Source organism: Sphingomonas sp. 4RDLI-65, assembly GCF_049472435.1.
Taxonomy (GTDB): Bacteria; Pseudomonadota; Alphaproteobacteria; order Sphingomonadales; family Sphingomonadaceae; genus Sphingomonas.
On record NZ_JBCEBT010000012.1, the window covers coordinates 16,580 to 42,876 of the forward strand.

21 protein-coding genes are annotated in these 26,297 nt (G+C 66.3%); 16 read left to right on the forward strand and 5 right to left on the reverse strand.

Translation table 11 applies throughout. From position 1 onward, the window contains the following. Nucleotides 1–110 precede the first annotated feature (110 nt). The 8 genes from sufB (at nt 111) to VH567_RS17065 (ending at nt 8,726) form a co-directional block, all read left to right on the forward strand. Entirely contained in the window at nt 111–1,601 is a 1,491-nt protein-coding gene (sufB, locus tag VH567_RS17030) for a Fe-S cluster assembly protein SufB (RefSeq protein WP_056057660.1), read from the forward strand. Nucleotides 1,602–1,832: 231 nt separating this feature from the next. Beyond that, nucleotides 1,833–2,576 carry a Fe-S cluster assembly ATPase SufC gene (sufC, locus tag VH567_RS17035; RefSeq protein WP_423327417.1) on the forward strand — a complete coding sequence of 248 codons (744 nt, stop codon included), beginning with the start codon at nt 1,833–1,835 and terminating at the stop codon, nt 2,574–2,576. 199 nt (nt 2,577–2,775) lie between these two features. After that, on the forward strand, nt 2,776–3,855 hold the full coding sequence (locus VH567_RS17040; protein WP_423327418.1) for a SufD family Fe-S cluster assembly protein: 1,080 nt from the start codon (nt 2,776–2,778) through the stop codon (nt 3,853–3,855). Nucleotides 3,856–4,031: 176 nt separating this feature from the next. Then, entirely contained in the window at nt 4,032–5,192 is a 1,161-nt protein-coding gene (locus VH567_RS17045; protein WP_423327460.1) for a cysteine desulfurase, read from the forward strand. Next, the gene (locus VH567_RS17050; RefSeq protein ID WP_056057670.1) at nt 5,189–5,650 is read left to right on the forward strand and encodes an SUF system Fe-S cluster assembly protein; all 462 of its coding nucleotides are present in this window, start codon (nt 5,189–5,191) and stop codon (nt 5,648–5,650) included. The genes VH567_RS17045 and VH567_RS17050 overlap by 4 nt, the downstream gene beginning before the upstream one ends. Before the next feature lie 136 nt (nt 5,651–5,786). After that, nucleotides 5,787–6,140 (forward strand): HesB/IscA family protein, encoded by a 354-nt coding sequence (locus VH567_RS17055; protein WP_332754289.1) that lies wholly within the window; start codon nt 5,787–5,789, stop codon nt 6,138–6,140. Between the two features lie 316 nt (nt 6,141–6,456). Further along, the gene (locus VH567_RS17060) at nt 6,457–7,860 is read left to right on the forward strand and encodes an amino acid permease (protein ID WP_423327419.1); all 1,404 of its coding nucleotides are present in this window, start codon (nt 6,457–6,459) and stop codon (nt 7,858–7,860) included. Further along, nucleotides 7,857–8,726, forward strand: coding sequence for an S-methyl-5'-thioadenosine phosphorylase (locus tag VH567_RS17065; protein WP_423327420.1), 870 nt, complete (start codon nt 7,857–7,859; stop codon nt 8,724–8,726). Before VH567_RS17060 ends, VH567_RS17065 begins: the two co-directional genes overlap by 4 nt. A 56-nt stretch (nt 8,727–8,782) precedes the next feature. On the opposite strand, the gene VH567_RS17070 is transcribed toward VH567_RS17065, so the two are convergent. From VH567_RS17070 to VH567_RS17085, 4 genes are all read right to left on the reverse strand, one after another. Beyond that, complete coding sequence (locus tag VH567_RS17070) at nt 8,783–9,025, reverse strand: hypothetical protein (RefSeq protein ID WP_423327421.1); 243 nt, start codon at nt 9,023–9,025, stop codon at nt 8,783–8,785. Nucleotides 9,026–9,238: 213 nt separating this feature from the next. Continuing rightward, nucleotides 9,239–9,766 (reverse strand): molybdenum cofactor biosynthesis protein B, encoded by a 528-nt coding sequence (gene moaB, locus VH567_RS17075; RefSeq protein WP_423327422.1) that lies wholly within the window; start codon nt 9,764–9,766, stop codon nt 9,239–9,241. A gap of 5 nt (nt 9,767–9,771) precedes the next feature. After that, on the reverse strand, nt 9,772–11,643 hold the full coding sequence (locus tag VH567_RS17080; protein WP_423327423.1) for a lytic transglycosylase domain-containing protein: 1,872 nt from the start codon (nt 11,641–11,643) through the stop codon (nt 9,772–9,774). Beyond that, entirely contained in the window at nt 11,640–12,398 is a 759-nt protein-coding gene (locus VH567_RS17085) for a uracil-DNA glycosylase (protein WP_423327424.1), read from the reverse strand. The genes VH567_RS17080 and VH567_RS17085 overlap by 4 nt, the downstream gene beginning before the upstream one ends. Nucleotides 12,399–12,538: 140 nt before the next feature. Here VH567_RS17085 and VH567_RS17090 point away from each other — a divergent pair, with 140 nt between their 5' ends. From VH567_RS17090 to VH567_RS17115, 6 genes are all read left to right on the forward strand, one after another. Continuing rightward, on the forward strand, nt 12,539–14,200 hold the full coding sequence (locus VH567_RS17090; protein ID WP_423327425.1) for an electron transfer flavoprotein-ubiquinone oxidoreductase: 1,662 nt from the start codon (nt 12,539–12,541) through the stop codon (nt 14,198–14,200). Between the two features lie 148 nt (nt 14,201–14,348). Then, nucleotides 14,349–15,626 carry a tetratricopeptide repeat protein gene (locus VH567_RS17095; protein ID WP_423327426.1) on the forward strand — a complete coding sequence of 426 codons (1,278 nt, stop codon included), beginning with the start codon at nt 14,349–14,351 and terminating at the stop codon, nt 15,624–15,626. 270 nt (nt 15,627–15,896) lie between these two features. Next, nucleotides 15,897–16,841 carry a 4-(cytidine 5'-diphospho)-2-C-methyl-D-erythritol kinase gene (locus VH567_RS17100; protein ID WP_423327427.1) on the forward strand — a complete coding sequence of 315 codons (945 nt, stop codon included), beginning with the start codon at nt 15,897–15,899 and terminating at the stop codon, nt 16,839–16,841. Between the two features lie 355 nt (nt 16,842–17,196). Then, nucleotides 17,197–18,270 carry a recombinase RecA gene (gene recA, locus VH567_RS17105; RefSeq protein WP_128455473.1) on the forward strand — a complete coding sequence of 358 codons (1,074 nt, stop codon included), beginning with the start codon at nt 17,197–17,199 and terminating at the stop codon, nt 18,268–18,270. Nucleotides 18,271–18,797: 527 nt separating this feature from the next. Next, on the forward strand, nt 18,798–19,634 hold the full coding sequence (locus tag VH567_RS17110) for a class I SAM-dependent methyltransferase (RefSeq protein WP_423327428.1): 837 nt from the start codon (nt 18,798–18,800) through the stop codon (nt 19,632–19,634). A 16-nt stretch (nt 19,635–19,650) separates the two neighbouring features. Beyond that, nucleotides 19,651–20,274, forward strand: coding sequence for a glutathione S-transferase family protein (locus VH567_RS17115; protein ID WP_423327429.1), 624 nt, complete (start codon nt 19,651–19,653; stop codon nt 20,272–20,274). Nucleotides 20,275–20,502: 228 nt separating this feature from the next. Here the strand turns inward: VH567_RS17115 and VH567_RS17120 are convergent, their stop codons facing one another. Beyond that, complete coding sequence (locus VH567_RS17120) at nt 20,503–21,840, reverse strand: dicarboxylate/amino acid:cation symporter (RefSeq protein ID WP_423327430.1); 1,338 nt, start codon at nt 21,838–21,840, stop codon at nt 20,503–20,505. 71 nt (nt 21,841–21,911) lie between these two features. Here VH567_RS17120 and VH567_RS17125 point away from each other — a divergent pair, with 71 nt between their 5' ends. Both VH567_RS17125 and alaS read left to right on the forward strand, forming a co-directional pair. After that, complete coding sequence (locus tag VH567_RS17125) at nt 21,912–23,192, forward strand: M24 family metallopeptidase (RefSeq protein ID WP_423327431.1); 1,281 nt, start codon at nt 21,912–21,914, stop codon at nt 23,190–23,192. Between the two features lie 329 nt (nt 23,193–23,521). Beyond that, on the forward strand, nt 23,522–26,173 hold the full coding sequence (alaS, locus tag VH567_RS17130) for an alanine--tRNA ligase (protein WP_423327432.1): 2,652 nt from the start codon (nt 23,522–23,524) through the stop codon (nt 26,171–26,173). The last annotated feature ends 124 nt before the right edge of the window (nt 26,174–26,297 follow it).

Consider the following 26,297-nt stretch of genomic DNA (forward strand, 5'->3'; position numbering starts at 1 on the left):
TACCCCTTCCTCCGCGATCTCTGCGCCTCTGCGCGCAAAGATTCTTGTTCGCGCAGAGGCGCAGAGATCGCAGAGTTTTTTGAGAGCCGCGTTGCGGCGGAGATGGAATGATGGCTACCCGGAACGCAGAGGCCTATGCCGCCGCGAACAAGACGTACGAGTGGGGTTTCTCCTCGGACATCGAACAGGAATTCGCGCCGAAAGGTCTGTCGGAAGACACGGTGCGCTTCATTTCCGCCAAGAAGGGCGAGCCGCAGTGGATGCTCGACTGGCGGCTGAAGGCGTTCGCGTTGTGGCAGACGATGGAGGCGCCCGACTGGTCGAAGCTCAACGTGCCGCCGATCGATTACCAGGACGCGTATTATTACGCGGAGCCCAAGGCGAAGCCGAAGCTCGGCTCACTCGACGAGGTCGATCCGGAGATCCTGCGCGTCTACGAGAAGCTCGGCATTCCGATCGGCGAGCAGAAGATGCTGGCGGGCGTGGTCGAGGATCCGCTGAACGAGGACGGCACGCCCAAGCGGCGCGTCGCGGTGGATGCGGTGTTCGACAGCGTCTCGGTCGCGACCACGTTCCGCAAGGAATTGGAGGCCGCGGGCGTGATCTTCCGCTCGATCTCCGAGGCGATCAAGGAATATCCCGATCTCGTCCGGAAATGGCTCGGCAAGGTCGTGCCGCAGCGTGATAACTATTTCGCGACGCTGAACTCGGCGGTCTTCTCCGACGGCACGTTCGTCTACATCCCGGAGGGTGTGCGCTGCCCGATGGAGCTGTCGACGTACTTCCGCATCAACGCCGAGAATACCGGGCAGTTCGAGCGGACGCTGATCGTTGCCGACAAGGGGTCGTACGTCTCGTATCTCGAAGGCTGCACCGCGCCGATGCGCGACGAGAACCAGCTGCATGCCGCCGTGGTCGAACTGGTCGTGCTCGACGATGCCGAGATCAAATATTCGACCGTGCAGAACTGGTATCCGGGCGACGAGAACGGCGTCGGCGGGATCTATAACTTCGTCACCAAGCGCGCGCTGTGCCAGGGCAAGAACTCGAAGGTCAGCTGGACCCAGGTCGAGACCGGCAGCGCGATCACGTGGAAATACCCGTCGTGCGTGTTGCTCGGCGATGGCTCGGTCGGCGAGTTCTATTCGGTCGCGGTGACGAACAATCGCCAGCAGGCCGATACCGGCACGAAGATGATCCACCTCGGCAAGAACACGCGATCCACGATCGTGTCGAAGGGGATTTCGGCCGGGCGTTCGGACAACACGTACCGCGGGCTGGTGCGCGTCGCGCCGACCGCGGAGGGCGTCCGGAACTTCACGCAGTGCGACAGCCTGCTGCTGGGAGACCAGTGCGGCGCGCATACCGTGCCGTATATCGAGGTCCGCAACCCGTCGGCGCAGATCGAGCATGAGGCGACGACGTCGAAGATCTCCGAGGACCAGCTGTTCTACGCGATGTCGCGCGGGCTGGACCAGGAGGCGGCGGTCGCGCTGATCGTGAACGGCTTCGCGCGGGAGGTGTTGCAGCAGCTGCCGATGGAGTTCGCGGTCGAAGCGCAGAAGCTGCTGGGAATTTCGTTGGAAGGCTCGGTGGGGTGATGTCAGAAACCGAAAATTTGAGCGTCCGGTTTGAGATCGAGATTGATGGCGAATTTACATCAATGGAAATTGATAACCTGACCGTTCTTCCGCGAACCGGGGACGTCGTTGAATGTAACTACGTTCATGGAACGAAGGTTGAATTCAAAGTGACTGCGGTTCGCCATTTTTTATTCAACAGCGGACACGACATCATCCAAAGCATAACTGTTCGCGGTAGGGCTATTTAACGTGCTGAAAATTGAAAACCTTCACGCCGAGATCGACGGCAAGGAAATCCTCAAGGGCCTGTCGCTCGAAGTGAACGCGGGCGAGGTGCACGCGATCATGGGGCCGAACGGGGCGGGCAAGTCGACGCTGGGCTATGTGCTCGGCGGGCGGCCCGGCTATGAGATCACGGCGGGCTCGGTGACGTTTGACGGCGTCGACCTGCTCGAACTGGAGGCGCATGAGCGCGCCGCGGCGGGCGTGTTCCTCGGCTTCCAGTATCCGGTCGAGATCCCCGGCGTGTCGAACGTCCAGTTCCTCCGCGAGGCGCTCAATGCGCAGCGCGCGACGCGGGACGAGAAGCCTTTGTCGGGTGGCGAGTTTCTGAAGCTCGCGCGCGGGCAGGCGGATCTGCTCGGCATGGATTACGACATGCTCAAGCGGCCGGTGAACGTCGGCTTTTCGGGTGGCGAGAAGAAGCGCAACGAGATGGTCCAGATGGGCATCGTCAACCCGAAGTTCGCGATCCTCGACGAGACCGATTCGGGGCTGGACATCGATGCGCTGCGCGTCGTCGGCGACGGCATCAACCGCATCATGCGTGCGCCCGACAAGGCCGTGCTGCTGATCACGCATTACCAGCGGCTGCTCGATTACGTGGAGCCGGACTTCGTCCACGTCCTTGCCGACGGCCGCATCGTCCGCTCGGGCGGCAAGGATCTCGCCAAGCAGCTCGAGAGCGAAGGCTATGTGGGGATCGCGGCGTGATGTCTATCGGCGCCGCAGGCAGGAAGAAGTTTGTTCGCGCAGAGGCGCAGAGGCGCGGAGATGCCATCGCGAAGACGGTGCTCCCGCGACCCATTGTTGACCGTGAGATCAATGCCCTGATGGGCGGTTCTTCTCCTCTTCTCTGCGCCTCTGCGCCTCTGCGCGAACCACTTTTCTTCTTTTCGAGTGAGCACGTGCGATGACCGCGGTTCTCCAACTTCCCTCGACGCGTGAGGAGTCCTGGCGCTGGGGTGATCCGGCGGCGATCGCGGCGGCGGCTGAACTGCCGCGCGGCGTTGCGCTGGATGCTGGCGAGTGGTTTCTCGACTTGCCGGGTGCACGGGCGGTGTTCGTCGATGGCGTGCTCGACGAAGGTCGCAGCGACCTGCGGCACGTCACGATCGTACCGATCGACGGCGGATCGCACGCGCTCGGGCGTCGGACGACTGGCATGGGCTGGTCGTTGCGGGTCGAGGCGGATGCGACGGCCGAACTGATCCAGATCGTCCACATCGCCACGGGTGGCGACAATCAGCTTCCTGCGGAGATCGTTCTCGTCGCCGGCGCGAGCGCGTCGGTGGTTGAGACCTATGTCGGGGCTGGTTGGTCGAACCGGTCGACGCGGATGTCGCTCGGCAAGGGTGCGAAGCTGGCGCGTGCATTGCGGTTGCTTCAGGCCGATGGTTTCGTGTCGTTGCGCGACGAGGTCGAGATCGGTGCGGAGGCTAGCCTGATCGTGACCGTGCTTGGCGCGGGCGATGCCGGGACGCGGGTCGATGGCGCGATTACCGTGTCGGGTGACGATGCGTTTGCCGAATATGGCGGCGCTTTGCTGACGCGGAACGACCAGCGGCAGGAGTGCGCGGTGTCGGTGCGGCATGCGGCGCTGAACGGGCAGAGCAAGCAGATCTGGCGTGCGGTGGCTGCGGACAAGTCAACCGCGAGCCTTGCGGCGCGGGTCGAGGTGGCGCGCGATGCGCAGAAGACCGACGGGGTGCAGTCGTTGCGCGGGTTGCTGTTGCAGCGGACCGCTACGGTCAATTTGAAGCCCGAGCTGGAGATTTTTGCCGACGACGTGAAGTGTGCGCACGGCGCGACGGTTGGCGAACTCGACCAGCGCGCGCTGTTCTATATGCAGAGCCGCGGCATCCCGCATGCCAAGGCACAGGCGCTGCTCACGCGGGCGTTCGTCGGCGATGCGTTCGTGCAGATTGCGGACGAGACGGTGCGCGAGGCGTTAGTGGCGGATGCGGATGCGTGGTTGGAGCGGGCGTTGTGAACGGCGTGACGCAAATCCTCCCCGGCACGGGGAGGGGGACCAGCGCAGCTGGTGGAGGGGGCTCTCCACTGGGCGTCGCGTCTGTGGAAGCCCCCCTCCACCCCGCCGCTTCGCGTCGCGGTCCCCCTCCCCGTGCCGGAGAGGATGCGCTCGACCGGCTCTCGGATTTCCCTGCGATCCCCGAGGGTTGGGCGTATCTCGACACCGCCGCGACCGCGCAGAAGCCGCAGGTCGTGGTCGACGCGATCACGCGTGCGTATGGCGAGACCTACGCCACCGTGCATCGCGGCGTGTACCAGCGCTCGGCCGACATGACGGTGGCCTATGAGGCCGCGCGGAAAGCCGTCGCGCGGTTCATCGGCGCCGGCTCGCCCGACGAGGTCGTGTTCGTCCGCGGCGCCACCGAAGGCATCAACCTTGTCGCGCAATGCTGGGTCGGCGAGCAGTTGAAGGCGGGCGACCGCATCCTGCTGTCGCTGCTGGAGCATCACTCGAACATCGTGCCGTGGCAGATGGTCGCCGAACGCGTCGGCGCGGCGATCGACGTGATCCCGCTCACCCCCGACCACCGCATCGATCTCGACGCGATGGAGGCGATGATCACGCCGGCGCACAAGCTGGTCGCGCTCGGGCATGTCTCGAACGTGCTCGGCTCGGTGCTCGACGCGAAGCGCGCAACCGAGATCGCGCATTCGGTCGGCGCGAAGATCCTCCTCGACGGCTGCCAATCGGTGCCGCGGATTGCGGTCGACGTGAAGGCGATCGGCTGCGATTTCTACGTCTTCTCCGGGCACAAGCTCTACGGCCCGACCGGGATCGGCGTGCTGTGGGCCAAACCCGAGTTGCTCGACGCGATGCCGCCCTACCAGGGGGGCGGGTCGATGATCGACAAGGTGTCGTTCGCCAGGACCACCTACGCGCCGCCGCCGGGGCGGTTCGAGGCGGGCACGCCGCATATCGTCGGCGCACTCGGACTGCATGCGGCGATCGACTATGTCGAGAGCATCGGGCTCGACGCGATCCACGCGCACGAGACGGCGCTGGTGACGGCGACGCGTGACGCGCTGTCGGGGATCAATTCAGTGCGTCTGTATGGCCCGTCGAACTCGGCGGGGATCGTGAGCTTTACGATCGAAGGGGTTCATCCGCACGACATCGGCACCATATTGGACGAGGAGCGCGTCGCGATCCGTGCCGGGCATCACTGCGCGCAACCGTTGATGGAGGCGCTGGGCGTCGAGGCGACGGCACGTGCGAGCTTCGGCGTGTATAACGGGCCGGCGGACGTCGAGGCGCTGGTGCGCGGTATCGAGCGAGTAACGAGGATATTCGGATGAGCGATCGGTTCGAGATCGAGGAAGTGGATGCAGTCGCATCGCCGCCCAAGGCGCGCGTCGTCATGGAGACGGACTCCGATGCGGAGCGCAAGCGCGATTATCTTGCCGGGTTTCTGGCGCAGAAGCCGCAGGTGGATTCGCCCGGCGAGCCCGGCGGTGCGGTGTACGATGCGATCATCGATGCGCTGAAGGAGATCTACGATCCCGAGATCCCGGTGAACATCTATGACCTGGGGCTGATCTACGGCGTCGAGGTGACCGAGGACGGGCATGCGGTGGTGGCGATGACGCTGACCACGCCGAACTGTCCTGTCGCGGAGTCGATGCCGGCGGAGGTCGAGATGCGCGTCGGGTCGGTGCCTGGGGTCGGGTTCGCGGAAGTGAACCTGGTCTGGGATCCGCCCTGGGATCCGCAGAAGATGTCGGACGAGGCTAAGCTAGAGCTGGGTATGCTGTAACTTCTGCTTCCCCTCCCGCGAGCGGGAGGGGGCAGGGGGTGGGCTCGCGCTCACCTCGCGAACGACGGTTATGAGTGGCTTGCCGGGAGCCCACCCCCGGCCCCTCCCGCTTGCGGGAGGGGGGAAGGAAGAAGACATGGCGACGACATTGCGAGCACGGCCGGCGGCGCTGAACCTCACGGCGACGGCGCATGCGCGGATCGCCGACCTGATGGCGCGCGCGCCGGCGGACGCGATCGGCGTGAAGCTGTCGACGCCCAAGCGCGGGTGTTCGGGGCTGGCCTATTCGGTCGACTACGTTACCGAGGCGAAGCCGTTCGACGAGCGCATCGATACGCCCGGCGGCACCTTGTTCGTCGACGGCGGGTCGATCCTGTACCTGATCGGGTCGACGATGGACTGGGTCGAGGACGACTTCACCGCTGGCTTCGTGTTCCAGAACCCCAACGCCAAGGGTGCGTGCGGGTGCGGCGAGAGCTTCACCGTTTAAGGATTGCCGTAAGGTAGCTTGTTCTCCCGCGAAGGCGGGGACCCAGACTGGGCTCCCGCCTTCGCGGGAGAACAAGGGGGCAGCTACCGTTCGGACGAAGCCCTTCGCTTTGCGATCGGATCGTGACCGATCCAAACCCACTCCGTCACCCCGGACTGGTTCCGGGGTCCACCGTTCCGCGAACTCGGACTTCTCGGATGTACGGAACCGTGGATGCCGGAACGAGCCCGGCATGACGGAGGGTGAGGGCGAGTAGCGAACTTGCCCCCCGCCGCCCTCCTGTGCCACTCCCCGCGCCAAAGAAGAGGGGATATAAGTGGCCAGTCTGTTTCGCCGAAAAATCGTCACCGAGCAGCCGCCCGAGCACCAACTCGCGCGGACCTTGTCGTGGCCGCATCTCGTCGCGATGGGTGTAGGCGGGATTGTCGGCACCGGCATCCTGACGCTGATCGGCGTCGGCGCGGGGCTCGCCGGACCCGCGGTGATCCTGTCGTTCGTCATCGCCGGCGGGATCTGTGCTTGCGCGGCGCTCGCTTATGCCGAGATGGCGACGATGATCCCGGCCTCGGGCAGCGCCTACACCTACAGCTATGTCGTGCTCGGCGAGCTGATCGCCTGGGTGATCGGCTGGTCGCTGATCCTGGAATATTCTCTCGTCGTGTCGACCGTCGCAGTCGGCTGGTCGGGCTATGCGACGCCGTTGCTGCAACATTGGCTACCGATCGATCCAGCAGTATTCGTCGCAATGACCCGGGGTCCCGAGCTTGGCGGCTACGTCAACCTGCCCGCCGTGTTCATCATCGCCGTCGTCGCTGGGCTGCTGTCGTTCGGTACGCGCGAGAGCGCCACGCTGAACGCGGTCCTCGTCGGGGTGAAGATGATCGCGCTGGCCGTGTTCGTGTTCATCACGCTGCATTACTTCAACAGCGCCAACCTGCACCCGTTCATGCCCTACGGCTTCCCCAAGGCCGTCCAGCCCGACGGCGCCGAACGCGGCGTCATGGCCGCGGCGGCGATCATCTTCTTCGCGTTCTACGGCTTCGACGCGATCTCCACCGCGGCGGAGGAAACCAAGAACCCCGGCCGCGATCTCGCGATCGGCATCGTCGGGTCGATGGTCGCGTGCATCGCGATCTATATTCTCGTCGCGGTCGCCGCAGTCGGCGCGCTGTCGTACACGAAGTTCGCCGGCAGCGCCGAGCCGCTCGCGCTGATTCTGCGCGAGATCGGCCGGCCCGGGTTCGCGACCTTCCTCGGCGCCTCCGCGGTGATCGCGCTCCCGACCGTGCTGCTCGCGTTCCTGTTTGGCCAGAGCCGGATCTTCTTCACGATGGCCCGCGACGGACTGCTCCCCCTGAGCCTCGCCAAGGTCTCGCGGCGGGGCGCCCCCGTTCGGATCACCTGGATCACCGCGGCGATCGTCGCGGTGATCGCCGGCCTGTTGCCGCTCGCCGAGATCGCCGCGCTCGCCAACGCGGGCACGCTCGCCGCGTTCGTCGCGGTGTGTGCGTGCATGCTGGTGATGCGTCGCCGCGCACCCGACGCGATCCGGACGTTCCGCGCACCGGCCGCGACGCTGGTCGGCACGATAGGCATCCTCGGCTGCCTGTATCTGTTCTTCAGCCTGCCCTCGAAGACGCAGCTGTATTTCGGGCTCTGGAACCTGCTCGGACTGGTGATCTACTTCGTCTACGCGCGGCCAAGAGCACTCGCCGAATGACCGGCTGGACGATCGGCATCATCGGCGGCTCGGGGCTGTACGCGGTCGACGGCATCGAGGACGGTCGCTGGCAAACCGTCGAGACGCCCTGGGGTGAGCCGTCCGACGCGATCTACACCGGTCGTGTCGGCCATGTCGGCGTCGCGTTCCTGCCGCGGCATGGTCGAGGCCATCGCATTTCCCCGTCCGCGTTGAACGCGCGCGCGAACATCGATGCGCTAAAACGCCTCGGCGTGACCGACGTGCTCGCCGTGTCGTCGGTCGGCTCGCTGTTGGAGGCTCGCCCGCCCGGCAGCTTCACAATCGTCGACCAGATCATCGACCGTACCAAGGGCCGCCCATCGAGCTTCTTCGGCACCGGCCTGGTCGCGCACGTCTCGATGGCCGACCCGGTCTGTCCGCGGCTCTCGCGCTATGCGGCGGACGCAGCGCGCGAAGCCGGCGCGCAGATCGACGACCGCGGCACGTATCTGGCGATGGAAGGCCCGCAATTCTCGACGCGCGCGGAAAGCCGGCTCTACCGGCAATGGGGCTGCGACGTGATCGGCATGACCGCGATGCCCGAGGCGAAACTCGCGCGAGAGGCGGAGCTTCCTTACGCACTGGTCGGCATGGTGACCGATTACGATTGCTGGCGCGAGGACGAAGCCGGCGTCGACGTCGCGCAGGTGATCGCGCAGCTCGGTGCAAACGCGGCCAAGGCGCGCGCGATGGTGATGGCGTTGCTTCGCGCGCTACCGGCGGAACGTGAGGCCTCGCCGATCGACACGGGCCTCGACAGCGCCATCATTACCGCGCGTGACGCGCGGGATCCGGCGTTGGTCGCCAAGCTGGATGCGATCGCAGGGCGGGCGTTGCGCGGCTGAGGGAGGGCGTTTGCGGGGCGGGGCGACACCAGGATGTCGTCCCGCAGCGCACCGCGTCACTTCTGCGCGAGCATCGTCGCCTTCGGCATGTCGAGCCCCTCGGCGCTCCACTGCGTTGCCGTCTTGCAGGTGATCCGCTCGAGGCGGCTGCCGGTGACGGCGGGATCTGTCATGCAATATTTCCCGCTCTTCGCATCGTATTTGAGCACGGTCTTGGTCGGCGATGCGGAGGCGGCGAGCACCGGCGCGCCGGCGATGAGGGCGGTGGCGGCGGCGAGGTTCAGGATGATCGATGGCATGACGGCGTCCTTCGCATGATTGGTGTCGAAGCAGCCCGGTCGGGCGGCATGAGGACCAATGCATCGAGTGTGCCAGTTATATAATACAGTGCAGCAGTTGCCGTAACTGCCTATTGTAACGAGGTATTTTAATAGGGCCGGTCGGCAGTTGGCGACGCCGTAATGACGTGGTTCCCACCATCAATTGGTGCGAACCGCGCCGAATTGGCGTTTTTACCGCTCCAGCAGCCGCGGCATCAGTTCGACGAAGTTGCATGGCCGGTGGCGGCTGTCGAGCTGGTCGCGCAGGATCCCGTCCCAGCCGTCCTTCACCGCACCCGTCGAGCCCGGCAGCGCAAAGATATAGGTGCCGTGCGACACGCAGGCGCACGCGCGCGACTGCACCGTCGAGGTGCCGATCGTCTGGTAGCTCAGCATGCGGAAGAGTTCGCCAAACCCAGGTATCATCTTCTCCGCGACCTGTTCGATCGCCTCGGGGGTCACGTCGCGGCCCGTCACGCCGGTGCCGCCGGTGGTGATAACGCAGTCGACTTCCGGATCGCCGATCCACGCGTGAAGGCGCGAGACGATCGTCTCGACATCGTCCTTCTCGATCCGCCGGTCGGCGAGCACGTGGCCGGCTTCGGTCAGTCGCGCGACGAGGGTGTCGCCCGAGCGATCCTCGGCCAGCCCGCGCGTGTCCGACACGGTGAGCACGGCGATACGGACCGGCAGGAAAATCCGGCTTTCGTCGATCGGCATGACGCTCAGTCCGTCCGCGTGATGGTCGTGGACCGTGGCCCGACGCTGGCATTTACCGCGACGGTCGCCTGCAAGGGCACCGTGCTCGCCTGGTATTGCGTGTAAGGCTTGGCCGCCATCCGCACCGCGGTCGCGCCCGGCAGGCCGGGGAAACGCGGCCACATGCCCTGTGCGAGTGCGTTGCGGCTGACCGAGGCCTTCTTGCCGCCCTGCGCCTCGTACATCCAGTAATTGCGCAGCACGGTGGTCACGTAGCCACGCGTCTCCCAATACGGAATGCTCTCGATATACATCAGCGGATCGCCGTTATCGTGGACGATCGCGTTCCAGTCGCCGACCGGTCGCGGCCCCGCATTATACGCGGCGATCACCTTCGGCAGCAGCCCGCCGGTGACGCCCGCCATGTCGCGCAGCCGCTCCAGATGACGCTGGCCGATATCCATGTTGGTCGACGGCTTGGTCAGCGCCTTCATGTCGATCGAAGTGCCGCGCTCGCGCGCGAAGTCGGTCGCGGCGGCGGGCATGATCTGCATCAGGCCATACGCGCCGGCCGGGCTCTTCACGGTGTTGCGGAACCGCGACTCCTCAAGCGTGTGCGCATAGACCAGCGCCTTGTCGATGTGCCAGCCGCTGTCGGGTGTCCAGTTCGGCGTCGGATAGCGCGCTTCGGCGGTCGACGTGATCCCCTGCGGGCAATTATGCGCGAGCCACACCGTGGTCGCCGGCAGGCTCAACGCTTCCGCCACGCGGACCAGATTGCCGAACTCGCGCGGATCGCCGATCTTCGCCTGCTGGCGGATCACGGTATCGGCCAGATCGGTCTCGCCGACCTCGACCAAGGCGGCAGCGACGCGAACGTTCGGACGCTTGCCGACGACCTTCCAGTCGCTGGCGACGAGGCCACCGACCGACGTGCCCTTGTCCTTCATCGCGAGCTGCTGGCGCGCAAGCTGGCCGTAGAAGCTCTCGCCGAACTGCGCCGCCGCCTTCAGCCGACCCTCGATCTTGTCGGGCCGCGAACACACCATGTCCGCACGCGACGCCCAGTACAAAGCCGCCGCACGGAGATCGACGTCGCCGGCACGTGCCGCGACGCCCTCGAACCCGGTCTCGGCATTCGCGCAGTCGTTCTGCCGCCACGCCGACAGCGCCCCGACCCAGCGACCCTGGACCGCCCAGTCGCCGACGCCGTCCTGCGCCTTCGCTGCCATCACGCGCGCGTTCACGTCGTCGCCCTGGAGGAAATAGATCCACGCGATCTTCTGCTGCCACTCGGTCAGCGCCTCGGGCGTCAGCCCCGGCGTGCTTTCGAGCAGCGACTGCGCCTCGCGGCCCATGTCCGCCTTGACGTAGGGCTGCATCTTGAGCGCGAGATCTGCGGCGATCAGGTCGCCCTGCAGGCTCTTGGCGCGGACGCGACGCGGCGCGCCATCCTGCCAGATCAGTCGCTGTGCGGCGGGCAGGGGGGGCAGGTCGACCGCCCCGCGCACCTTGGCCAGCCGTGAAATCTGTTCGGCCTCGGGCAACTCGGGCGCTTCGTTGAGCAGCGCGACGAGCGGCTCCATCTCGATCCGGGGCGAACCCTTCGCGGTATACATTTCCGCGCGCGCGATCGCGTGCAGCGGGCCGGGCTTCATCGTGTCGAGCCCGATCTGCGCGTCGGTCCACTTGCCGTCGCGGATCGCTGCGAACACCGTCTTGTAGGCTTCACGCTGGCCCGCATCGAGCTGGTCCGGAATCTGCTCCAGCGTCGGCGCGCCGACCAGTTGCGTCGTCCCGAGCCGCGCATCGGCGCCGGGCTCGCCCGCAGCGGTCGCCGCGAACGCAGGGAGGGGGAGGGCGCTCAAGCCCAATACGATAGCCAGAGTCCGAATCATTCCGCGCCCTTTTGCGACATCTGTCCGCCCATCAGCATCTGCAAATCCTTCCAGGCCTCGGCCTTGGCCGCCGGCTTCTCGATCAGGAACCGCGGATGGAAGCTCGCGACCACAGCCGTGGAACCGATACCCGTTTCTCCGGTCTTATGGTTAAACCCGTGTAAACGCCCGCGCGCCGCCTGTAATTCCGTCCCGAGGATCGCACGGCTCGCCGCATTGCCCAGCAGCAGCAGCCGCTCGGGCGCAACCAAACCGATGTGATGCTTGGCGATTTCCGCGAGCCGCTCCTCGACATCGCTGTGAATCCGCCCCGCCGTCGGCCGCTTCGCGCAGACCGCTGCAAGGTGCACTTCGTCGCGGGTCAAGCCGATCGCCGCGAGCATCTTGTCGAGTAGCCGACCCGACGCCCCACTCAGCAACGCTCCCGCATCGCCGTCGTCGCGGTCCGGGCAATCGACAAGCACCATGACCGTAGCGTCAGCGGGCCCGCTAGCGGCCAGCGAAACCCCGCTCCAGTCCGCTTCGGGAACCTCCGCACTGCTCCGCCAGTTGAGGAAGTCGGAAAGCAAAAGCGGCATCGCGGACGGTGCTACGACCGGCGCAACAGGTGTTGCGGCGGGCACGACAAGCGGCTCCGGCGCCGCAAACCAGTCGCGCGGCGCGTCGTCGACCAGCGTGTCGACGCCAGCCTCGTGCCACCAGTCGAGCGCACTCGCCGCGGCGTTTCGCCAGTCGATGGTTTGGTCCGCCCCCACAGGGTAACCTATGCTGCACGGTTGACGTGGCGGTCAACTCGCGCAATCGCCTAAATGGACAAGACGGTCCCGGCCCGAGCCCGAACGAGGGGCCGGGTCGTAAAGCTCGGCAAAGAGGGGACATCCCCCGGGAGACGATGATGACGACACGTGAATCGATGCCCTATGATGTGGTGATCGTCGGCGCAGGTCCGGCGGGGCTTTCGGCAGCGATCCGTCTCAAACAATTGGCGGCCGAGAAGGACGCCGAGATCAGCGTCTGCGTGCTCGAAAAGGGCTCCGAAGTCGGCGCGCACATCCTCTCCGGCGCGGTCATCGACCCGAAGAGCCTCGACGAACTTCTGCCGAACTGGCGCGAGGACGGTTGCCCGCTTGCCGAGGTGCCGGTGACCGAGAACCACCACTGGATCCTCAGCAAGACGAAGAAGAGCGAGATGCCGCACTTCGTCACGCCGTCGTTCCTGCACAACAAGGGCACGTACACGGGCTCGCTCGGCAACCTCTGCCGCTGGCTCGCGGGCAAGGCGGAGGAACTCGGCGTCGAGATCTTCCCAGGCTTCGCCGCCGCCGAAATCCTGTTCAACGAGGACGGTTCGGTCAAGGGCGTCGCGACCGGCGACATGGGCGTCGCGCGCGACGGCACGCACAAGGGCGACTACACCCCGGGTCTTGAACTCCACGCCAAATACACCTTCTTCTCCGAGGGTTGCCGCGGTCACCTCACCAAGGAGCTGATCCGGACGTTCGCGCTCGACAAGGACAGCGATCCGCAGGTCTACGGCCTCGGCATCAAGGAGCTCTGGGACATCGATCCCGAACTCCACGTCCCCGGTCGCGTGATCCACACGCAGGGCTGGCCGCTGTCCGAGACCGAAGGCTCGAACGGCGGCGGCTGGATCTATCACCAGGCGAACGGCCAGGTCTCGATCGGCTTCGTCACGTGGCTCAACTACACCAACCCGCATCTCTCGCCGTTCCACGAGATGCAGCGCTGGAAGACGCACCCCGAGATCGCCGCGCTGCTGAAGGGCGCCAAGCGCGTCAGCTACGGCGCGCGCGCGATCAGCGACGGCGGGCTTCAGTCGATCCCCAAGCTGGTCATGCCCGGCGCGGCCCTCATCGGCGACAGCGCCGGTTTCCTCAACGTGCCACGGATCAAGGGCACGCATACCGCGATGAAGTCCGGCATGATGGCCGCCGAAGCCGCGGTCGAGGCGATCGTATCGCAGCGCGGCCACGACGAACTCGCCGCCTATCCCGAGGCGTTCGAGAAGTCGTGGGTCAAGAAGGAGCTGTCGGTCGTCCGCAACGTCGTGCCGCTGGTCAAGAAGTTCGGCGACCTGATCGGTTCCGGGCTCGCCGGCATCACGATGTGGCTTGAGCATCTGGGGATCAAGGTGCCCTTCACGATGCACCATCATCCCGACCACGAGAGCCTCTGGCGCAAGGATCTCGTCAAGCCGATCGTCTATCCCAAGGCCGACGGCGTGCTGACCTTCGATCGCCTGTCGTCGGTGTTCATCTCGAACACAAACCACGAGGAGGACCAGCCGGTCCACCTGACGCTCAAGGACCCGGCGGTACCGATCGCCTACAACCTGCCGATGTACGACGAGCCCGCGCAACGCTATTGCCCGGCCGGCGTTTACGAGGTTGTGGGTGTAGAAGAGGGCGACCCCAAGTTCGTCATCAACGCGCAGAACTGCGTCCACTGCAAGACCTGCGACATCAAGGACCCCACCCAGAACATCAACTGGGTCGTACCCGAGGGCGGCGGAGGCCCCAATTATCCCAACATGTAAGCCCGTATTCTTCGCACTCGGTCTCGTCCTGGCGGCGCCCGCAACGGCCGGCGCCACGGCGGGAGCGGGTGATCTCCCCGCCTATCTGAAGGCGCGTGTCGCCGATGCCGCAGGGCGACCGGACCTCGCCGCCGCCAGCTATACCAAGGTGCTGGCGGCATCGCCCGCCGATCCCGTCATTGCGATCCGCGCCTACCGCGAGGCGCTGGAGGCCGGCGACATGCCGCTCGCCACGCGCGCCGTCGCCGTCCTGAACAAGGCCGGTGTTGCTCCCGCCGATGCCGCGCTCCTGCCACTCGCCGACGCCGCGCGCGCGAACGATACCAAGGCTGCCGACGCTGCGATCGGCACCCTCGCCACCGGGCCGCTCGTCGTCCTCGCACCTTCGCTCTACGCCTGGGTCGCGCACGGCGAAGGCCGCGATCCTGGCCCCGCGCTCGCCACCGCCGCGAAGGACCCGGTCGCCAGCCGCTTCGCCACCGAAACCCGCGACCTGATCGCCAAGGCACCCGCCAAGCAGCCGCTCGCGATCGGCGTCTCGCGCCTGCTCGCGCACCTCGCCAGCGACCTCGCGCTCGGCGAACCCTCGCCGCTGTCGATCGCACTGGCCCAGGCATCGCTGCGCGCCGATCCCGGCTACGACCGCGCCCGCATCCTCCTCGCCCACGCGCTGGCCCGCAACATGCTGGTCGACCGTGCGCTCGTCGTCCTCGCCCAGGTCGGTCCGAAGAGCCCGTTCGCGGTCGCCGCGGCTGCCGAACGGATCGACATCCTCGCCAACGCCGACCGCGACGGCGAAGCGCTTGCGGCGGCCAAGAATCGCGTCGACCAGCAGGGCGCGGACGCCGCCGACTGGCAACGCTACGCCGACCTGCTCCTGACCACCGGCAACCCCGCCGAAGCCGCGACCTGGTACCAGCGCATCATCGCCGCGGACGGCGAGACCGGCGGCAGTTGGGGCGCATGGCTGCAATATGGCGGCGCGCTCGACCAGGCCGGCCGCTGGCCCGAAGCCCGCGCCGCGCTCGAAAAAGCGGTCGCCCGCGGGCCCGCGCAACCGCTCGCACTCAACTATCTCGGCTTCGCGCAGGTCGAGCACGGCGACGACATCCCCGCCTCGATAAAGCTTTTGGAGCGCGCCAGCCACCTCGACCCCACCAACGCCTCGATCATCGACTCGCTGGGCTGGGCGTATCATCTGTCGGGCGACACGGCGCGCGCGCTCCCCCTGCTCGAACGCGCCGCGCAGGGCGAACCCGCCAATACCGAGATCGGCGACCATCTCGGCGACGCCTATTGGAGTATCGGCCGAAACTACGAAGCCCGCTACGCCTGGCGCGCCGCGCTCCTCACCGCCGAACCCACCGAAACCGCACGCTTAACCGCAAAGATCGCCAACGGCCTCCCCCCAAAAGCCAAGCGCTGACCTTACCACCCTCTCCCTGAAGGGGAGAGGGAAGGGGCCCGCTCGGCAAAGCCGGGTGGGAAGGGTGAGGGCACGCGTTGTAATTTGCAGCATGGCGGACCTTCTCAATCGTTCCCCTCCGGCGTCCGTCACCGCGGCGAAAGCTGGGGGATCCCACGAGGCACGCAACGCCTGCCAAACCACGAGATCCCAGCGTGCGCTGGGATGACGGGCACTTCTTGGCTAAGCCGCGGGAAACAACCGGCCCGAAATCAAACCCCGAGACTCGCAATGCCCACCATCACAGAACCCGCACCCGCCAAGATCAATCTGGCGCTCCACGTTCGCCGCCGCCGCCCCGACGGCTACCACGACCTCGAAACCCTCTTCGCCTTCGCCACCGGCGGCGACCTGATCACGGTAGAACCCGCCGAGGCCAACTGCCTCACCATAACCGGCCCGTTCGCCGCGGCTCTCCTACCCCCCCAGAGCACTACCCCGACCCCCAGCACCACCCCGGCGAAGGCCGGGGCCCAATTGGGAGCCGACAATGAAGACGCGCACGGCTCGCCCAACGCCGCTCCAGGCGCCGCCCCCTGGCAAGGCAATCTCGTAACCGCTGCCGCAGACGCCTTCACCACCGCATTCGCCCCAAGCACCCACCACGCGCTAACACTCGAAAAGCACCTCCCGATCGCCTCGGGCATAGGCGGAGGCTCGGCCGACGCCGCCGCCACGCTCCGCGCGCTGGCCCGCCTCCACGGCGTCACGTCAACCGACCCCCGCCTCCACGAAATCGCCGCAAAGCTCGGCGCAGACGTCCCCGCCTGCCTCGCCAACCGCACCACGCTCGGCACCGGCAAAGGCGACACCCTGACCACTCTCGAAGGCCTGCCCGGCACGCCACTGCTTCTCGTAAACCCGGGCGTAGCCGTCTCCACAGCCGCCGTCTTCAAGACTTGGGACGGCCAGGACCGAGGCCCGATCCCCGAAGGCGCCCTCCTCGATCGCGCCAAAGCCGGCCGCAACGACCTCGAGCCCCCCGCGCTGGCGCTGGCCCCCGAAATCGCCCAGGTCCGCGCGCTCCTCGGCGCGGCGCACGGCGTCCTCCTGTCCAGAATGTCCGGCTCCGGCGCCACCTGCTTCGCCCTGTTCGAAACCCCCCAGGCCAGAGACACCGCCGCAATCGCCGCGCAAGCCCGCGGTTGGTGGATCCTCGCAACGACGCTCGCCTGATAAAACGCGGCCCCTAAAAAGCCCGGCCCGGATAAAGATTGAGCCGATCTCGATCAAAAGTCCCCCCCCACCCCGTCATTCCCGCGGAGGCGGGAACCCATACTGGTTGGCGTAGCAATAGGATCGCTGGCCCTTCAGGCTATGGATCCACGCCTGCGCGAGGACGACGACCGATCATATCTTAAGGCGGCCGATTTCGCGGCGCCGTGCCCAGCCCCTCCGCGACCCCCGACCAAACCCCAAATCTTTCCCCATAAATCCGCCGTTCCCCACTTGTTCCACAAGAACAAAGAGAATACATGGGTTTGACGCGTTGAATGGCACGCGCGCTTGCTTTAGCGATGGGAGCTTATCAATGGCCGCTAATCTGAAAGTGATCGACACCGGCATGGCAACCGCAACCAACGACCGCCAGAAGGCGCTCGACGCCGCGCTCGCGCAGATCGACCGCGCGTTCGGCAAGGGCTCGGCGATGCGCCTCGGCTCGAAGGAAACCATGCAGGTCGAGGTCATCTCGACCGGCTCGCTCGGGCTCGACATCGCGCTCGGCGTCGGCGGCCTGCCGCGCGGCCGCGTGATCGAGATCTACGGTCCGGAATCGTCGGGCAAGACCACGCTCGCGCTCCATGTGATCGCCGAAGCGCAGAAGGGCGGCGGCACCGCGGCGTTCGTCGATGCCGAGCATGCGCTCGACCCGGTCTACGCCAAGAAGCTCGGCGTCAACATCGACGAACTGATCGTCTCGCAGCCCGACACCGGCGAGCAGGCGCTCGAGATCGTCGACACGCTGGTCCGCTCGAACGCGATCGACGTGCTCGTGGTCGACTCGGTCGCAGCGCTCGTGCCGCGCGCCGAAATCGAAGGCGAGATGGGCGACAGCCATGTCGGCCTCCAGGCGCGTCTCATGTCGCAGTCGCTGCGCAAGCTGACCGGCTCGATCAGCCGCTCGCGCTGCATGGTGATCTTCATCAACCAGCTCCGCATGAAGATCGGCGTGATGTACGGCAACCCCGAGACGACGACGGGCGGCAACGCGTTGAAGTTCTACGCCTCGGTCCGCCTCGACATCCGCCGCATCGGCGCGATCAAGGCCGGCGAGGAAGTGACCGGCAACCAGACGCGCGTGAAGGTCGTAAAGAACAAGGTCGCACCGCCGTTCAAGCAGGTCGAGTTCGACATCATGTACGGGCAGGGCGTCTCGAAGCTCGGCGAGATCCTCGATCTCGGCGTGAAGGCCGGGCTCGTCGAGAAGTCCGGCGCCTGGTTCAGCTACGACAGCGTGCGTCTCGGCCAAGGTCGCGAGAACTCGAAGACCTTCCTGAAAGACAACCCCGAAACCGCCGACCGCCTCGAAAAGCAGATCCGCGCGCGCACCGACAAGGTCGCCGAGGAAATGATGGCCGGCCCCGACGCCGAAGACGACGCCTGATCTTCTTTACCCTCTCCCTCCGGGGAGAGGGAGGGACCCATTGCTCTCGCAATGGGAGGGTGAGGGCACGCGGTTGATCGTGCAGGGGCCGGGGCGGCATCGGGCTTTCATCGACGTCGGCATCGGCTTTGTGCCGGCGTAGGATCTCTATGTAGGCACCGCACCGCACCATCCCAACATTCCACCCCGGCGAAGGCCGGGGCCCAGTTGGAAAGGTGGCAATAACGGAACGCGATCTTTAGTTACGATCGGCTCCCAGTTGGGCCCCGGCCTCCGCCAGAGTGGCGGCTCCCATCGAACCGCAGCACCTGCCCCCTTGTTCTCCCGCGAAGGCGGGAGCCCAGTCTGGATCCCCGCCTTCGCGGGGAAACAAGGAATTGCAGACCGCTGCATGGCGCTCACACTGCCGCGCAGAGAACGCAACGGGCTCGACGAAGCCTTCAAATACCCAACGCCAATCCCACGCGAACGTCTATATCTCACCCAGAACCGACGTCCCCAGATCCGACCATGAGGCACCCCAACCCATGACCACCGCCTACGACTGGACCGGCAGAATAGGCGACGTCTGGGCCGCGGAATGGCGCAGAACTGACCGCAGCTTCACCAACCTGACCCCGCATTTGAACGCAGCTATCCTCGCCACCGCTCCCCTCCGAACTCGAAAGATCATCGACATAGGCTGCGGCGCCGGTGCCACTACGCTGGCCACGGCCCAGGCTCTCCCTACCACGACCGTAACCGGCATAGATCTCTCGCCAAACCTGATCGAGATCGCCAAACACCGCGCCGAAGCTCAAGCCAACGCCAGCTTCGAATGCGCCGACATCACCGTCGTCGCCCCGAGCCATGCCTCCGTCGATCTCTACGTCTCGCGCCACGGCGTCATGTTCTTCACCAACCCCACAGCCGCCTTCGCCACACTCGCCGAAGCCGCCGCCCCCGACGCATCGCTCGTCTTTTCCTGTTTCGCCGAACGCGCCGCCAATCGCTGGGCCACCGAAACCATCATCGCAACGGGCGGCGACGCGGACGCTCCAACGTCGATCACCCCAGGCCCGTTCGCCTTCGCCGATCCCCGCTATGTTGCCGATATTCTCGCGACCTCCGGCTGGCACGCCGCTGCGCCCCAGCGTATCGACTTCGCCTACCGCGCAGGCGAGGGCAGCGACTCCGTCACGGACGCGGTCGACTATTTTCGCCGCATTGGCCCCGCCGCCTCCGCAATCCGCGACGCCGCCCCGGAGGAACGCGAGCGCCACATCGCGCGTCTCACCGAAGTCTGCGCGCGTCATAGCAACGGCGACACGGTGGAATTCCCCGCCGCCGCCTGGATCTGGACCGCGCGCAAATCGGCCGAATAAACCAGGGGGAGCCCGCATGATCATCGTCCACCACCTCGAAAACTCACGATCGCAGCGGATCCTGTGGATGCTCGAGGAACTCGGTCTTCCCTACGAAATCAAACGCTACGAGCGGAACGAGCAGACCATGCTCGCCCCGCCCGAACTCAAGCGGGTCCACCCGCTCGGCAAGTCGCCGGTGATCGAAGATGACGGTCAGGTGGTCGCCGAAACCGGCGCGATCGTCGAATATCTCGTCGACAAGGCGGACGGCAAACTCGGCGCCCCCGCCAACCGCGCCGACGCGCTCCGCTACCGCTTCTGGCTCCACTATGCCGAAGGCTCGATGATGCCGCCGCTGCTGTTGAAGCTCGTCCTCGCGCGCATCCCGATCATGGGCAAGGTCGCGGTGAAGAAGATCCAGCCGATGATCGACGTCCATCTCGACTATGTTGAATCCGAACTGTCGCAACGCCCCTGGTTCGCCGGCAACGAGATGACCGCCGCCGACATCATGATGAGCTTTCCCTTGGAAGCCGCGCGCAGCCGCGGCGGCCTCGACGAGTCCCGCCCCGCAACGATCGCCTGGCTCGCCAAGGTCCACGCGCGGCCGGCGTATCAAGCGGGCCTCAAGAAAGGCGGCCCCTACGCCTACGCTTGAAGGCTTCAGATCAGAAACCGCATCGAGGCTGAGAACGCAACCTTCCCCTAAACACCACCCCGGCGAAGGCCGGGGCCCAATTGGAAAGGTTGGAGTAACGAGGTGCGGCGGTCACCATAGCGTCCCCCAATTGGACCCCGGCCTTCGCCGGGGCGGTACTTCTCTATTAAACCGCCAGCGTGGAGGGGCATCCTCGAGACGTCATCGGTTCAACATCGCCGTCCAACCTCAAGCCTGCCCCGGCCCGATCTTCTCGTAACTATCCACATCCACCTTCGGCCCATGCCCAGTAGGCGCATGCGGGAAATCCCGGTCCGCCGGCTCGCGCTCGTCGAGTCCGCCCTCCCATTTCGCCACCACGGTCGCCGCCACCGCATTGCCGATCACGTTCGTCGCCGAGCGCCCCATATCCAAGAAGTGATCCACCGCCAGGATCAGCAAGATCCCAGCCTCCGGAATCTTGAACATCGACAGCGTCCCCGCGATCACCACCAGCGACGCGCGAGGGACCCCCGCAATCCCCTTAGACGTCACCATCAGCACGAGCAGCATCGCGATCTGCTGCCCGATCGGCATGTCGATGCCGTACGCCTGCGCGATGAACAGCGACGCGAACGTCATGTACATCATCGACCCGTCGAGGTTGAACGAATAGCCGAGCGGCAGCACGAAGCTCGCGATCCGCGGCGGCACGCCGAACCGATCGAGCGCCTCCAGCGTCCGCGGATACGCCGCCTCCGACGACGCCGCCGAGAACGCCAGGATCAGCGGATCGCGGATATAGCGCACCAGCAACCGCGTTCGCGGCCCGATCAGCAGGAACGCGATCCCGATCAGCATCGCCCACAGCAGCGCAAGGCCGATATAGAAGGTCAGCATGAAATAGCCGAGCTGGCCGAGAATGGTCGGCCCCCGCTCGGCGAGCGTCGCGGTTACCGCCGCGAACACCGCGAACGGCGCGAACCGCATCACGTAATTGGTGATCTGGAGCATCACCGCGACCAGCGCCTCGATCGCCTTGACCAGCGGCGCGGCCTTCTCGCCGACCGCGGTGATCGCGACGCCGACGAACACCGAGAACACGACGATCTGCAGGATCTCGTTGCTCGCCATCGCTGCGATCATCGAATCGGGGACGATATGCGAGATGAATTTGGCGAGATCGAACGCCGCAGCATCGACGCCGCTCGACGCGGTCGCCGGCGGGATCGCGAGTTCGAGCCCGACGCCCGGCTGCAACACATTGACCAGGATCATGCCCAGGGTGAGCGACAACAGACTCGCGCAGATGAACCACCCGAGGCTTCGCAAACCCACCCGCCCGAGCGCGCCGGTGTCGCCCATATGCGCGATCCCGACGACCAGCGTCGAGAACACCAACGGCGCGATGATCATCTTGATCAGCCGCAGGAACAGCGACGTCACGATCGAGAAATAGCCGGCGATGTCCTTCAACCGCGCGGCGGACTCGGCCGTGCCGTCGTCGATCGACGCGTTCAGGATCCAGCCGACGACCATCCCCGCGACGAGGCCGAACAAGATGTAATAGGTTAGCCGCTTGGCCATTAATCGCTCCCGAGAAGTGCCGACAGGGAAGGGGATTGCGGCGCCCGGGTCAAGGACCCTATCGTCTGGCGATGTCGACCACACCCCGTAAATCCGCCTTCGGTCCCTCGCGCCGCGACCTGATCGGCCTCGCGATCGCGGCCCCGCTACTGTCGATCCCCGCGATCCTGCGCGCCGCCGAGCCTGACCTCTCGGCGCTGTCCGACATCACCGGCACGACCAAGCCGATCGACGCTGCCGAACGCGCCGCGAGGCTAGTGCGCGCGCAATCGCTGATGAAGACGGCGGGCATCGGCGCAGTGCTGATCGAGCCGGGATCGTCGTTGATCTACTTCACCGGCGTCCGTTGGCACACGAGCGAGCGGCTGACGCTGGCGATCCTCCCGGTCGAGGGCGAGCCGTGCATCGTCACGCCGTTCTTCGAGGAGCCGTCGGTGCGCGAGACACTCGCCGTCCCCGCCGAGGTCCGCGTGTGGCAGGAGGACGAGAACCCGCTCGCCGTGGTCGCGGGTTTCCTGCGCGACCGGAAGCTCGCCACGCGGCCGATCGGGCTGGAGGCGGAAGTGCGCTATTTCGCTTATGCCGGTCTCCAGCGCGTGCTTCCTGAGGCGAAGATCGTCTCCGCCGACCCCGTCGTCCGCGCCTGCCGGATGATCAAGACGCCCGCCGAGATCGCGCTGATGCAGGCGGCGACCGAGGTCACGCTCGCCGCCTATCGCTGGACCTATGCGCGAGTCGAGAAGGGCATGACCGGCCCCGAGATCGGCGCGCTGATGAACGCTGCAACCAAGAAGCTCGGCGGCGCGCCCGAGTTCGCGCTTGCGTTGATCGGCGAGGCGTCCGCCTATCCACACGGCAGTCGCGAGATCCACCGCGTCGCCGACGGCCAAGTCGTGCTGATGGACTGCGGCTGCACCGTGCAGGGCTATCAGTCCGACATCTCGCGCACCTGGGTCCACGGCACCGCGACCGCCGACCAGCGCAAGACCTGGGACCAGGTCGCTCGCGGCCAGCAGATCGCGTTCGCCGCCGCCCGGATCGGCGCGACCGCGGGCAGCGTCGACGACGCGGTGCGGCGGCATTACGAAACGCTAGGCTACGGCCCCGGCTACAAACTCCCCGGCCTGTCGCACCGCACCGGCCACGGCATCGGCATGGACGGCCACGAACCCGTCAACCTCGTCCGCGGCGAGACGACGAAGCTGGCGGCGGGCATGTGCTTCTCCGACGAGCCGGGCATCTACATTCCCGGCAAATACGGCATCCGCATCGAGGATTGCTTCCACATGACTGACACGGGGCCGAAATGGTTCAGCGAACCGCCCAAGTCGCTGGATGTGCCGTTGGGGTAAGCTGATTTGGGACAGATCCGCTCACCGCGCACTCCACCACCCCGGCGAAGGCCGGGGCCCAATTGGGGGACGGCGATAACGAAGCACCGCGATCCATTATTTACACCTTTCCAATTGGGCCCCGGCCTTCGCCGGGGTGGTCTCGTTGTGGGGTGGCAGTTCTTACCGAACCGCAGCCCCCGCTTCCTTGTTCTCCCGCGAAGGCGGGAGCCCAGTCTGGGTCCCCGCCTTCGCGGAGAAACAAGCTATCTTCGTTTCAATGCGATGCGTGCGAGGCGAGCGCCACACCCGACTTGAGCGAACCGCCCCGCTCGCCTAAGTCCCGCCGCATGACATCGACGAACGACATCCGCCGCGGCTTCCTCGACTATTTCGGATCGCAGGGGCACCAGATCGTACCCTCTGCACCGCTCGTGCCGCAGAACGACCCGACGCTGATGTTCGTCAACGCCGGGATGGTGCCGTTCAAGAACGTCTTCACCGGCCTGGAATCGCGCCCCTACACGACCGCCACCTCGTCCCAGAAATGCGTCCGCGCCGGCGGCAAGCACAATGATCTCGACAATGTCGGCTACACCGCGCGCCACCACACCTTCTTCGAAATGCTCGGCAATTTCTCTTTCGGCGATTATTTCAAGGAACAGGCGATCGTCCACGCCTGGACGCTGCTCACGCGCGAATGGGGCCTGTCGCCCGACAAATTGACCGCCACCGTCTATCACACCGACGACGAGGCGTTCGACCTCTGGAAGAAGGTCGCCGGCCTCCCCGATCACCGCATCATCCGCATTCCGACCAAGGACAATTTCTGGTCGATGGGCGACAACGGGCCGTGCGGGCCGTGCTCGGAGATCTTCTACGACCACGGCGACCACATTTTCGGCGGCCCTCCAGGCTCCCCCGACGAGGACGGCGATCGCTTCGTCGAGATCTGGAACCTCGTGTTCATGCAATATGAGCAGGAGAACGCCGAGATCGTCGGCAACCTGCCCAAACCCTCGATCGACACCGGCATGGGTCTCGAGCGCATCGCCGCGGTCATGCAGGGCGTCACCGACAATTACGACACCGACACGTTCAAGGCGCTGATCGCCGCCTCCGGCGCGCTGACGCACACCGCCACCGACGGCGCCAACACTGCCAGCCACCGCGTGATCGCCGATCACCTGCGCACCGCGGGCTTCCTGATCGCAGACGGCGTGCTGCCCGCCAGCGAAGGCCGCGGCTACGTGCTCCGCCGGATCATGCGCCGCGCGATGCGCCACGCGCATATCCTTGGCGCCAAGCAGCCGCTGATGCACCGCCTCGTCCCCGCGCTTGTCACCGAGATGGGCGCCGCCTATCCCGAGCTGGCGCGTGCACGTCCGCTGATCGAAGCGACGTTGCAGCAGGAGGAAACGCGCTTCCGCCAGACGCTCGACAAGGGGCTGAAGCTGCTCGACGAGGCGACCACCGGGATGACCGACGGTACGCTGGCGGGCGACGTCGCGTTCAAGCTCTACGACACCTACGGCTTCCCGTACGACCTGACCGAGGACGCGCTGCGTGAACGCAACATCGCGGTCGACCGCGCAGGCTTCGACACCGCGATGGCCGAGCAGAAGCGCGCCGCCCGCGCCGCCTGGAAGGGCTCGGGCGCGAAGGCCTCGGACGACATCTGGTTCGACATCGTCGAGCAGACCGGCGGCACGGAGTTCCTCGGCTACGCATCGGATACCGGCGAGGGTGAGGTCGTCGCGCTGGTCAAGGACGGCGCGCGCGTCGACCACGCGACCACCGGCGACACGGTCGCGATCGTCGTCAACCAGACGCCGTTCTATGGCGAAAGTGGTGGGCAGGTCGGCGATGCCGGCCACATCTCGAACGACACCGGCCTGCACGCGAACGTCACCGAGACGTCGAAGCAACTCGGCCGCGTGTTCGTCCACCACGCGATCGTCGACGCCGGCGAGATCAAGGTCGGCGACCCGGTCAAGCTCCAGATCGACGTCGCCCGCCGCGCGCAGATCCGCGCCAACCACTCCGCGACGCACCTCCTGCACGAGGCCCTCCGCGAACGCCTCGGCACGCACGTCGCGCAGAAGGGGAGCCTTGTAGCCCCCGACCGCCTGCGCTTCGACTTCTCGCAGCCGGTCGCGATGACCCCCGCCGACATCGCGCAGGTCGAGGCCGACGTGAACGCGCAGGTCCGCGGCAACGGCGCCGTCACGACGCTGTTGATGACCCCCGACGACGCGATTGCGATGGGCGCGATGGCGCTGTTCGGCGAGAAATACGGCGACGAGGTGCGTGTCGTGTCGATGGGCTCGACCGAGGACGGCACCTATTCGATCGAGCTCTGCGGCGGCACGCACGTCAACGCGCTCGGCGACATCGGCCTGTTCAAGGTCGTCGGCGAGGGCGCGGTCTCAAGCGGCATTCGCCGTGTCGAAGCGCTCACCGGCGAAGCCGCGCGCGCGTATCTGACCAGCCGTGACGATCGCCTGCGCGAGGCGGCCGCGGTACTGAAGTCGACCCCCGACGAGGTCCCGGCACGCGTTGCGTCCCTGCTTGAAGACCGCCGCCGCCTCGAACGCGAACTCGCCGACGCGAAGAAGGCGCTGGCGCTCGGCGGCGGTGGCTCGGGCGAGGCGGCAGGCCCGGAGCAGGTCGGCGGCGTAGCGTTCATCGGCCAGGTGCTCAACGACTTCGAAGCCAAGGGCCTGCGCGGCGCGGTCGACGAAGCCAAGCAGCGCCTCGGCTCGGGCATCGCGGTGATGGTAGCGATCAACGACGGCCGCGCCTCGGTCGCGGTTGGCGTGACCGCGGACTTGGTGGCCAGCCACAACGCAGTCGACCTGCTCAAGATCGCGGTGGCGACGCTGGGCGGGCAGGGCGGCGGTGGTCGGCCTGATATGGCTCAGGGCGGTGGGCCTGAAGGCGACAAGGCCGCGGAAGCAGTCGCGGCTGTGCGGGCAAAGCTGGAGGCGGCGGGCGCCTGAAACTCGCCGCCGTCATACGCTAAACCCCAAGCAATGTTCCCCCGCGGACGCGGGGGCACAGCTAAGTATCGCTAGCTGCCTTTGCTCCTGGACCCCCGCCTTCGCGGGGGAACAGTGGCTGCGC

Bases quoted from the DNA above. Each gene is read 5' to 3' on its own strand.
- sufB (WP_056057660.1), top strand. From the start codon at position 111: ATGGCTACCCGGAACGCAGAGGCCTATGCCGCCGCGAACAAGACGTAC.
- VH567_RS17040 (WP_423327418.1), top strand. From the start codon at position 2,776: ATGACCGCGGTTCTCCAACTTCCCTCGACGCGTGAGGAGTCCTGGCGC.
- VH567_RS17050 (WP_056057670.1), top strand. From the start codon at position 5,189: ATGAGCGATCGGTTCGAGATCGAGGAAGTGGATGCAGTCGCATCGCCG.
- VH567_RS17055 (WP_332754289.1), top strand. From the start codon at position 5,787: ATGGCGACGACATTGCGAGCACGGCCGGCGGCGCTGAACCTCACGGCG.
- VH567_RS17065 (WP_423327420.1), top strand. From the start codon at position 7,857: ATGACCGGCTGGACGATCGGCATCATCGGCGGCTCGGGGCTGTACGCG.
- VH567_RS17070 (WP_423327421.1), bottom strand. From the start codon at position 9,025: ATGCCATCGATCATCCTGAACCTCGCCGCCGCCACCGCCCTCATCGCC.
- moaB (WP_423327422.1), bottom strand. From the start codon at position 9,766: ATGCCGATCGACGAAAGCCGGATTTTCCTGCCGGTCCGTATCGCCGTG.
- VH567_RS17080 (WP_423327423.1), bottom strand. From the start codon at position 11,643: ATGATTCGGACTCTGGCTATCGTATTGGGCTTGAGCGCCCTCCCCCTC.
- VH567_RS17090 (WP_423327425.1), top strand. From the start codon at position 12,539: ATGACGACACGTGAATCGATGCCCTATGATGTGGTGATCGTCGGCGCA.
- VH567_RS17100 (WP_423327427.1), top strand. From the start codon at position 15,897: ATGCCCACCATCACAGAACCCGCACCCGCCAAGATCAATCTGGCGCTC.
- recA (WP_128455473.1), top strand. From the start codon at position 17,197: ATGGCCGCTAATCTGAAAGTGATCGACACCGGCATGGCAACCGCAACC.
- VH567_RS17110 (WP_423327428.1), top strand. From the start codon at position 18,798: ATGACCACCGCCTACGACTGGACCGGCAGAATAGGCGACGTCTGGGCC.
- VH567_RS17115 (WP_423327429.1), top strand. From the start codon at position 19,651: ATGATCATCGTCCACCACCTCGAAAACTCACGATCGCAGCGGATCCTG.
- VH567_RS17120 (WP_423327430.1), bottom strand. From the start codon at position 21,840: ATGGCCAAGCGGCTAACCTATTACATCTTGTTCGGCCTCGTCGCGGGG.
- VH567_RS17125 (WP_423327431.1), top strand. From the start codon at position 21,912: ATGTCGACCACACCCCGTAAATCCGCCTTCGGTCCCTCGCGCCGCGAC.
- alaS (WP_423327432.1), top strand. From the start codon at position 23,522: ATGACATCGACGAACGACATCCGCCGCGGCTTCCTCGACTATTTCGGA.